Origin of the sequence: Metabacillus niabensis, from assembly GCF_902829255.1 — a bacterium.
Classification (GTDB): Bacteria; Bacillota; Bacilli; order Bacillales; family Bacillaceae; genus Metabacillus; species Metabacillus niabensis.
In genome coordinates, this window is the sequence record NZ_CADEPK010000183.1 from 1 (window position 1) to 9,645 (window position 9,645).

At 32.8% G+C, this 9,645-nt stretch carries 10 protein-coding genes; 6 read left to right on the top strand and 4 right to left on the bottom strand.

The window, feature by feature from the left end:
• The first annotated feature begins 254 nt into the window (after positions 1-254).
• Entirely contained in the window at positions 255-614 is a 360-nt protein-coding gene (locus tag HU235_RS12515) for a response regulator (RefSeq protein ID WP_095301800.1), read from the top strand.
• A gap of 144 nt (positions 615-758) precedes the next feature.
• Entirely contained in the window at positions 759-1,244 is a 486-nt protein-coding gene (locus HU235_RS12520) for a CcdC family protein (RefSeq protein ID WP_095301801.1), read from the top strand.
• An 84-nt stretch (positions 1,245-1,328) separates the two neighbouring features.
• Here HU235_RS12520 and HU235_RS12525 read toward each other — a convergent pair whose 3' ends face one another.
• Positions 1,329-1,754 carry a DUF2621 domain-containing protein gene (locus tag HU235_RS12525; protein ID WP_174880420.1) on the bottom strand — a complete coding sequence of 142 codons (426 nt, stop codon included), beginning with the start codon at positions 1,752-1,754 and terminating at the stop codon, positions 1,329-1,331.
• Between the two features lie 99 nt (positions 1,755-1,853).
• Complete coding sequence (locus HU235_RS12530) at positions 1,854-2,060, bottom strand: hypothetical protein (protein ID WP_095301803.1); 207 nt, start codon at positions 2,058-2,060, stop codon at positions 1,854-1,856.
• Positions 2,061-2,612: 552 nt separating this feature from the next.
• Here HU235_RS12530 and HU235_RS12535 point away from each other — a divergent pair.
• The 3 genes from HU235_RS12535 to HU235_RS12545 all read left to right on the top strand — a co-directional run bounded on the left by HU235_RS12535 (position 2,613) and on the right by HU235_RS12545 (position 5,523).
• Entirely contained in the window at positions 2,613-3,353 is a 741-nt protein-coding gene (locus HU235_RS12535) for a sugar phosphate isomerase/epimerase family protein (RefSeq protein WP_174880421.1), read from the top strand.
• A 154-nt stretch (positions 3,354-3,507) separates the two neighbouring features.
• Positions 3,508-4,590 carry a Gfo/Idh/MocA family protein gene (locus HU235_RS12540; protein WP_095301838.1) on the top strand — a complete coding sequence of 361 codons (1,083 nt, stop codon included), beginning with the start codon at positions 3,508-3,510 and terminating at the stop codon, positions 4,588-4,590.
• A gap of 102 nt (positions 4,591-4,692) precedes the next feature.
• Positions 4,693-5,523 (top strand): sugar phosphate isomerase/epimerase family protein, encoded by an 831-nt coding sequence (locus tag HU235_RS12545; RefSeq protein WP_095301805.1) that lies wholly within the window; start codon positions 4,693-4,695, stop codon positions 5,521-5,523.
• 67 nt (positions 5,524-5,590) lie between these two features.
• On the opposite strand, the gene HU235_RS12550 is transcribed toward HU235_RS12545, so the two are convergent.
• Complete coding sequence (locus HU235_RS12550; RefSeq protein WP_174880422.1) at positions 5,591-7,348, bottom strand: sensor histidine kinase; 1,758 nt, start codon at positions 7,346-7,348, stop codon at positions 5,591-5,593.
• The gene (locus HU235_RS12555; protein WP_174880423.1) at positions 7,329-8,066 is read right to left on the bottom strand and encodes a response regulator transcription factor; all 738 of its coding nucleotides are present in this window, start codon (positions 8,064-8,066) and stop codon (positions 7,329-7,331) included. The genes HU235_RS12550 and HU235_RS12555 overlap by 20 nt, the downstream gene beginning before the upstream one ends.
• Positions 8,067-8,217: 151 nt before the next feature.
• Here HU235_RS12555 and HU235_RS12560 point away from each other — a divergent pair, with 151 nt between their 5' ends.
• On the top strand, positions 8,218-9,402 hold the full coding sequence (locus HU235_RS12560; RefSeq protein WP_174880424.1) for a DUF418 domain-containing protein: 1,185 nt from the start codon (positions 8,218-8,220) through the stop codon (positions 9,400-9,402).
• The last annotated feature ends 243 nt before the right edge of the window (positions 9,403-9,645 follow it).

The following is a 9,645-nucleotide window of genomic DNA, read 5'->3' on the forward strand; positions in this document are numbered from 1 at the left end:
AAACTATTCATAAATATTGTAATGTTAACAGGCGTAAAGTCCTTATTGTTTTTCATAAAAGTTATATTTTTTGAGACGAATTTACTATATTTTCAAGTAGTTTTTGATATAATAGGGTATGTGTGAAAGATATTGCGTTTGATGAATGGCTTGAGTCTAACAGCCCTCCTTTAGTCAACTTGCAATTGCCTTCACGATTGAAGTTTGATGTTATATCGAGACTTCTTTTATCATTTTTGGAGGAGGAACTAGGCATGGCTAGAATTTTAATTGTTGATGATGCCAAGTTTATGAGATTGACTTTATCAAATATATTAGTAAAGGCAAATCATGAAGTAGTCGGTGAAGCAGAAAATGGTATAGAGGCCGTAAAGCTATTTGAAAAGGAAGTTCCAGATTTAGTAACGATGGATATTACAATGCCTGAAAAAAACGGTATAGAAGCGTTAAAAGAAATTAAGGGGAATTTCCCTGATGCAAAAATTATTATGTGTTCTGCGATGGGCCAACAAAAAATGGTTGTTGAAGCAATTGAAGCAGGGGCTAAAGATTTTATTATTAAACCATTTGATGAAAACCGTGTACTTGAAGCAATAGATCGTGTTTTAGGATAATGTAAAAGCCATTTAGGACATTCTTAAATGGTTTTTTTATATTTTGAAAGGGATTTGATTAAAATGAAAAGTTCTATTAGGTAATTTATAAAAATTCGTATATACTTATAGATAGGACTTGTTTAAAGTAAAGGATTGGTTCGATTGCTTACATTTATTTCTACAATCTTCGCTATTTGTATGGCTGTTTTTGTCTTATTTATTAGGATGAAAGCACAAAAGAAACCAGCAACCGTGAAAAAAATAATTTTGCCTCCAATTTTTATGAGCACAGGTGCGTTAATGTTTATTCATCCGATGTTTAGAGTATCTGCTGCCGAATTTTTTGAGGCATTACTTGTTGGGATGATTTTTTCAATTTTTTTAATTAAAACTTCTAATTTTGAAATTAGAGAAAATGACATTTATTTAAAACGTTCAAAAGCTTTTGCATTTATATTAATCGGATTGTTAGTAATTCGAATTGTGATGAAATTGTATTTAAGCACATCAATTGATATTGGAGAATTAAGTGGAATGTTTTGGATTCTCGCGTTTGGAATGATTGTTCCATGGAGGGTGGCTATGTATTTTACTTTTAAAAAGGTAAAAAATCAATTAGATTCTTCGCCAAATATTCCAACTGTTTAAAATTGAATGAATAAAATGGTAAAAACTGTCTCCTAAATACTGTATCGATATGACTAACATATCGAACATTTGGAGACAGTTTTTTTAAAATAGCGCTTTATATGGTGAATAGTCAATTTGCTTTTCTTTTAATCTTTTTATTAAAAATTTATGATCACGCTTTGGTGTTGCGATTATATAGCCTCTGATAACTAAATCTACAGTGATATATTTGGCGTTTTCCTTTAAAGCAAGCTGCCCAATTTTACCAGCGATTTTCGCCCTGGCAACATCACGAAATAGCTCGGGAACTGGCGCAACTAATTCTTCTAATAAATCTTTTTCTTCTTGCTTCCATAAATGTTTCGTTTTTTGCAAATAATACTCCTGCCAATCTAAATCAGATTTACCATCCTCTTTAGGAAGCCTTTGTAAAAATTTTCGGAACATAAAAAACCCACCGATTGCAAGCATTGAGAGTAGAAAAACAATCCAAAATATAATGAACCAGAGAAACCAACCTTCTAACAAGTAAATCACCTCTTAACCCAACGTTTTTCTATTTATGTATTGTTTCATGTGAAGAATGGCATTTAAATTCAACATCCAATCATCTGTTTAATCAATTATCTATTCTGGACGTCCATAAGCTTGGTATTCTTTAGCAAGTAGGAGGATTGCTTTCTTTACTGCTTCTACTTTTACTCGGTCATATGAAGATGCGAGTATGTTGTTAAGCTCAGCTTGTACATGGAAAAGTGAATGCTTATGATAGATATCAAGTCGGATGGTTCCGACATCTGTTGGTAGATAGACAAATTCACACGTATGTTCCATTTTTGCTCCTCCTATTAACCATTAGTTAATAATGATTACTGAACAATCTATAAAGTATAGTTTGATTATATGAAGCTAAATTGTCGATCAACTTTAGTTATTTTAATAATATCAAAAATTAGTTATGAGTTCACTTTATTTATTAAGTAAATGAAAAGAAAAAAGTGCCTGATATTACATCAGACACAGTGATCCTTCCGATCCGTACATGGTTAAGTGTCCCGCAACAAGCGAATGTTTCGGAAGGATCACTTTAATTATACACGATAAATTAACTTTTGAAACAAGTAAGTATTAACAATAGATTTGTAAACTATATCTAAAGTGAAATTCAAAGGCAAGTTTGTAAGAGTGGATATTGGAGGTATTATAGGGCAATGTTAGGGGAGATGATGTCAGTTGTGAAAAGGGAATGAAAAGAGATAAAAAATAAGGGTAATTAACAAGTTTCTTAAAAATAAAGAAACCGATTTCATAAAAGTGATGTAGTGTGACATTTTTTTTGGTATCATAATAAGAGAAAGAATATTCCATAAAAAAGGAGAATCATAGATGAGTAATTCAATAGCAGTCCAATTATATACATTACATAGTGAATGTGAAAAGGATTTTTATGGTACGTTAGAAAAGGTTTCTGAATTGGGATTTAATGGGGTTGAGCTTGCTGGTTACTGGGGAAAAGAAGCTGAAAACTTAAAACGAACTCTTGATCGCCTTGGATTAAAAGCTGTTAGCAGCCATGTGTCATTAGAAAACTTAGAAAATAATTTAGAGGCTGAATTAGCATATTTAAAGATTTTAGATTGTAAGAATATAGTATGTCCATATTTGTTTGAAAATCAAAGGGATGACTATTATGCTCTTGCAAGCAGATTGAATAAAATCGGTGAGAAGTGTCAGCAAGAAGGCATTTCACTTAGTTATCACAATCATGACTTTGAACTAGAAAAAAGTGAAGGTAAAACTTATTTGGATATTTTATTTGCTGAAACAAATCCGGAATTCGTTAAGGCAGAATTAGATGTATACTGGTTAACATTTGCTGGGGAAGATCCTCTACAATGGATAGACAGATATTCAAATCGTTTGCCATTAATTCACTTGAAGGATATGACAACTGACGAAGAGAAAACGTTTGCTGAGCTTGGAACAGGTGGCGTAGATATTAAAGCAATTGTAGAGAAGTGTAAGCTTGAAAATGTAGAATGGTTCATTATCGAACAAGATAAATGTAAACGTTCTCCTTTTGAAAGTATTGAACAAAGTATTACATATTTAAAAACAATTTTGTAATATTTTTTGATTAGCTATATTTAAGTTTATTGTTGATTGGAGTGTAAGCATGAGACTCCAACAAGGAGACTCCTAGTCCGCCTATAGATAGGGAATGCCTGAAGTGGAAAGCAACAACAATGTTTTTAAGTCTTTAGTTTATCATTTTGCTGTTATGGAGGAATTTCATGTGGGGAAAATTAGATTAGGGATTATTGGGGCCGGTGCAATCGGTAATGTACATTTAACAACATTCGGAAAGCTACTTGATGAAGTTGAAATTATAGGTATTACGGATACATATATACCTTTGGCTGAACAAAGAGCAAAAGAACATGGCATACAAAAAGTTTATCATACTGCGGAAGAGTTGATTAATGAAGATAAGATTGATGCAGTTATAATTGGTGTACCTAATAAGTGGCATGCATCCCTTACAATTGCGGCTTTGAAGGCTGGAAAGCACGTCTTAGTTGAAAAGCCAATGGGGATTAATAGTGAAGCGGCTAAAGAAATTGTTAGAGTACAGCGTGAAACTGGAAAAATAGTGATGGTTGCCCATCAAATGAGATGGCAATGGCAAATTAGACAAATAAAAGAACAGGTTGAAAAGGGTGCTTTCGGAAAAATTTATCATGCAAAAACTGGGTGGTTTCGAAGAAAAGGGATACCAGGTTGGGGAAGCTGGTTTACGCAAAAATCTGAAGCTGGTGGCGGACCTTTAATTGATATTGGTGTCCATATGCTTGACTTGGCACTGTATTTAATGGGAAATCCAAAGCCAATCTCTGTTTATGGAGCAACATATGCAGAATTTGGCCCGAAGAGAAAAGGTATTGGAAATTGGGGTACACCAAATTGGCAGGGAGTTTATGATGTCGAGGATTTAGCGACCGCTTTAATTAAAATGGATAATGGGGCGATTTTATCACTCGAAGTAAGCTGGGCCGTTAATATGGAAACGAGTAATAACCCATTTATTCATCTCATGGGTTCAGACGGTGGAGCATCTATTAATGGAAATCAAGCAAAAATCTTAACTGAACAATTTGACCGTCCGATTGATATTGAATTATTTCCTAACGAAAACGAAATAGATGAGCGGATATACTTAAGTAAACATTTTATTGAGTGTATTCGCCAAGAAAAAGAGCCAATCACCTCAGCAATGAGCGGATTAGCAAACAATCTAATCCTTGATGCAATTTATGAATCATCTAAATCAGGTCGTGAAGTTGAATTGGATTGGAACATATAGTTTTATTGATTGACGATCATGTTAATGGAGCTTTTCACTAAGATTTTATACTTATGGGAAAGCTCCTTACTTTTTACATCATTTCCGAAAGGGGTAATTTTTATGTTAAGAGGATTAACAAAGGCGGGATTTGGGACGAGTATTGATGATAAACAATTTATTGAATTAGCAGCTGATTATAACTTTCAATCTGTTGATATAGATGCTAAACAATTTATTGAGAACTATGGTTTACCTCATGCAAAAGCTATTTTAGAAGAGAATAAAATTGTGATTGGAGCAATTCCACTTCCTGTTGAATGGAGAAATTCAAACGAGGAATTTCAATCAGATATCGTAAATCTTGTAAGCTCTGCTAAGGCAGCATTTGATTTAGGCTGTACACGCTGCTGTACATATATTTTACCATCCACAGATTTAAAGCCAGCTAGCTTTATGAGTACGACAATTAAGAGATTAAGAGCTTGTGCCGAGATATTAGATGCATATGGGGTCCGTTTGGGTTTAGAATATGTTGGCCCACATCATCTTCGAAAATTAGGGAAATATCCTTTTATTTGGACACAGAATGAAACGTTAGAACTTATTGATGCAATTGGCAAATCGAACGTTGGATTATTATTAGATTCTTATCATTGGTATACAACAGGCTTATCAAGTGAGGACATTACAAGGTTAAACGAAAAACAAATTGTCCATGTTCATATAAACGATGCATATTCTTTACCAATTGAAGAGCTTAAAGATAATGATCGTCTATATACAGGAGAGGGAGTAATAGATTTACCTTTGTTTTTAAACAGTATCAAACAAACAGGGTACAATGGAGCAATCTCTCAAGAGGTATTAACACCAAATCCACCTACAGAATCAGTAGTAGAGCTAATGAAACGTACTAAACAAGGTTTTGATAAAGTATTTTCCAGTATATAAAAAATGAAATACGACTTTTGAAGAGGGAAGACTGACTTTAAACATCTAAAAGTCAGTCTCTGTTTCTTTATTTATTGTTTTCATTCATTAGTGGAAAGGAAATGTTAATAATTGTTCCTTTATTAAGCTCCGAGGTAACGGTGATTTTTGCCGAATGAAGCTCGGCAATACCTTTAGCAATATTCATCCCTAAGCCTGAACCATCGGTGTTTTCCTCTGTATTTGTACCTCGATAATACCGTTCGAATAACTGTTGAACAGTATTTTCATCCATTCCAACTCCATCGTCTTTGACTTGTAGAATAATTTGATTGTCATTTTCATGCTTATTGATTGAGAGTGTAATGCTCGTACCTGGAGGGTTATGTTTAATGCTATTTATTATGATATTATCTAGCATTCTTTCAAACCATTTAGCATCAGCATTAATAGAATATTGGTCTTCAGCATTAATAAAATGAAACTCATACTGATTATAAGTTCTATCCTTTAAATACTTAGCTGTTATTTGTTGAACTAATTGGTTTAAACTATAATTTTTCATTACAAGAGATAATGCCTTGTTTTTGATTTGAAAAGTTAATGTAAAGTCCTCGACAAGTCTTAGCATATGTTCACTTTTCTCAACAAGGATATTCCCGATTTCAACCAATTCAGCTTTTGTCCAATTATATTGACCACTTTCTAGTAAATGACCATATCCTTGAATGGAAGACAGAGGTGTACGTAAGTCATGGGAAATACCTGTCATCCACTCTTCTCGCGTTTTTTCTAGCTTGATTTTTTCTTTTTCAGATGCTGCAAGTCTCTCAGCCATTTCGTAAAATGCATTGATTACTTCACGGTATAAACGATATCTCGTTCGAACTTTTCCGCTTTTACGAAATATTTTATGGCGCTCTTTTACTGTTAGCACTTCATCATATTGCTTTTTCCCCATCCGTTCAAGCCAGCTCGTAAAAATAAAGAGAGGCTGACCATATCGATAGCCGTTCCAAATAGATAGTGAAACTGTTATGAAAAATACCGAGGCACCGATAATGATGATAGCTATTATGAATTTTTCCAAAATGGTTATACTAGTATACTCAGAATCTTTCTTAGGCGATAATAAAATCCATGTGTTTTTTGTTGATGAGTCATGATAAATGGACGTTTCGGTTGAATAATATCCCGGTTCTTGTTTTCTTAGTAAAATATCAAGCGGCTTATATTTTTTTGCGTCATCCATTTCAGATCCTATAGATTGGAGAATTTCGCCTTCTTTATTGATAATATGAATCGTTGCATCTTTTAATTTCTTTTTGATCCCAGGCAGTTCATTTTCGTTAAGAAGGCCATTTGCATTATATTGCTTGAAAAGAGAAACAAGCTTTTCTTTGTTTTTATCTTTATATCCAAGAATATAATAATATGGTTCTTCGTATGTATTATCTACCTCAGATTTAATCGTATATCCTAAAAGTTGATCATTCTCTTCAATACTGATAATATCACTCATTGCATACGATGTTGGAAGTTCACTAGGAGTATTGAAATTTCCAACGACTTTACCATTATTGTTAATAACCTGAACCCACATTTCATTTTGCTTTAATAATGCTATCCATTTATCAGAGAGCGTTGCTTTATTATTATCAATGATTTCAGTATCTGAAAAAATTCCATCAAATACACCTACAGGAGTGTTCCGTTTAATCTCATCGTTTGCAATATAGTTTACTAATAAAAAGAAAAGAATAATAACAAGTATTGTTATAGCTATTGTTAATGTAACAAATTGTAATGAGAAATGAAAAATTAATCTATTTCTTAATTTTCTCATTTTGATAACTCCTAACTAGCTTATATCCTAATCCTCTAACAGTGACTAAAAATTTAGGATTACTCGGATCCTCTTCAATTCTTTCTCTAATCCTTCTTATATGTACTGCAACGGTATTTTCATCTACATAATGATCGAAGCCCCAAACTGCTTCAAGTAATTCATTTTTTGAACAAATCTTATTAGGATGTTTACAGAAATAAAGAAGAAGCATGTATACTTGTGCTGGACATGGAATTACCTCTCCATCTACATGTAGTTCTCCAGATTCCTCATATAAGATAAAGCGACCAAAGTCAAAAGCAGATGATTGTTGTATGCTTGAGACCTCGACAGTTTGCGTATTTCTCCGCAAATGTGCTTTTAACCTAGCGACAATTTCCAATGGATTAAATGGTTTAGTAACATAATCGTCTCCACCAATCGCAAAGCCTGTTAAAACATCCAAATCAGATATTTTAGCTGTCAAAAATAAGATATATGCATTACTTAATTGTCTGATTTTCGGACATAAATCGAAGCCGGTTTGATCAGGTAGCATGACATCTAACACAATGATATCCATTTTTTGCTTTTCAAGTATATGTAAAGCTTCCTGAGCGTTATAAGCAGTATGTATGTGCCTGAAGCCCTCCTTACGAAGAACAGTTTCCAGCATTTTTACAATTGAACGTTCATCATCAACTAGCAAAATCTTATTGCTTTCTAAATTTTCCATCTAGCTCACCTCTTAACATATCGTAGCATATGAACATTACGAGAAGTTGAACGAACGATTGAAAAGTTTATCGAATGGTAAACAATTGGTTTTATTGTGGAAAGCTTTGATTAGTAAAGTGGAGATATCAAGTTTAAAAAGGAGAATATTTATGAACACGAATCGTATCCATACCATTGATGGATTAAGAGGTTTAAGCCTTCTCGGAATATTAATGGCGAATATGCTGATATTTCAGTACGGAATATGGGGAAAAGATGAAATCCATTTGTATTCCTTAAATCAAATGGATAATATAGCTTATTACTTATTGAAAATTTTTGTAGAAGGCAGCTTTATGCCGATTTTCACATTTTTGTTCGGCTATTCGATGATTATGATGGCAAATAGCATAAAGAAAAAAGGGGGCAAAGTAAAAAGAACCTTTTTCCGAAGATTTTTCTTTTTAGCATTCATTGGATTTTTGCACTCTGAGTTTTTATGGGAGGGTGACATTTTAACTTTCTATGGAATAATGGGGATATTGCTTTTAATCTTTGTAAATCGAAAACCAAAAACATTACTTATTTGGGGATTATCATTGTTGGTACTATCATCGCTCTTTGGGTACGGTTTATCAACATATGAGACAGACGAAGAGAAAAAAACGACAGAGGAATACGTATTAAAAACGATCGATATATATGGAGAAGGAAGTTATTTCGAAATTAAAGAACATCGGAATAATGAAATGCCAATAGATATTCCTGATTTTCTATTTATTTTCGGTGTTTTTCTAGTTCCATTATTTTCATTAGCATTATTTTTAATTGGTATGTATTGTGCAAAAACAGGTTGGTTCGTTACACCGAAAGAGGATAAAAAGAAATATCTTACTATATCAGCAATTTTGCTTCCGATTGGTTTGATTTGTAAAAGTATGCTATATGTCATTCCTGAAAATCCATGGAGTGGAGCTATTAATATGCTTGGCGGGAATTTATTATCTTTAGGATATATTTGTGCCTTTGCTTTGATGTATATTAGTGGGAAACAATCTATGGTAGTAAAAATGTTCGAAAGTGTTGGAAAGTTATCTTTCAGTAATTATATTCTTCAAACAATCATTTGTACGACTATTTTTTATGGTTATGGCTTTGGTTTTTTTGGTAAACTAGGCGTTTTAATTGGAATTTTCCTTTCATTAATTATTTATATGTTGCAGATGGTTGGCAGCTATGTTTATTTGAAAAAGTTTAAAATGGGTCCACTTGAAAAACTCCTTAGAATATTTACTTATTTTTCATGGAAAGGAACTCAAAAAGTAAAGAATAAGGATGTAACAGTTAATGCTTAGCAGTTTGCTAGGCAGAAAGGAAAATTCAAATTAAAGAGGAAGCCATATTTGGGGAAAAGTCAGTATTTCTGAAAATTGACTATAAAAAAATTATTGAACCTGATAATAAAAACATTCTAGTCCAAAGAAAGATACCTGTCTAATGAATAAATATTTTCGCGGAGAGCTTTAAGAAAAGCTCTCCGCTTTTTATTATTTCTTGAATGATTTTTTAAATTTTGCTAGGGTGTTATTCAATTAACT

Bases quoted from the DNA above. Each gene is read 5' to 3' on its own strand.
- HU235_RS12535 (WP_174880421.1), top strand. From the start codon at position 2,613: ATGAGTAATTCAATAGCAGTCCAATTATATACATTACATAGTGAATGT.
- HU235_RS12530 (WP_095301803.1), bottom strand. From the start codon at position 2,060: ATGGAACATACGTGTGAATTTGTCTATCTACCAACAGATGTCGGAACC.
- HU235_RS12540 (WP_095301838.1), top strand. From the start codon at position 3,508: ATGGAGGAATTTCATGTGGGGAAAATTAGATTAGGGATTATTGGGGCC.
- HU235_RS12550 (WP_174880422.1), bottom strand. From the start codon at position 7,348: ATGAGAAAATTAAGAAATAGATTAATTTTTCATTTCTCATTACAATTT.
- HU235_RS12515 (WP_095301800.1), top strand. From the start codon at position 255: ATGGCTAGAATTTTAATTGTTGATGATGCCAAGTTTATGAGATTGACT.
- HU235_RS12560 (WP_174880424.1), top strand. From the start codon at position 8,218: ATGAACACGAATCGTATCCATACCATTGATGGATTAAGAGGTTTAAGC.
- HU235_RS12545 (WP_095301805.1), top strand. From the start codon at position 4,693: ATGTTAAGAGGATTAACAAAGGCGGGATTTGGGACGAGTATTGATGAT.
- HU235_RS12555 (WP_174880423.1), bottom strand. From the start codon at position 8,066: ATGGAAAATTTAGAAAGCAATAAGATTTTGCTAGTTGATGATGAACGT.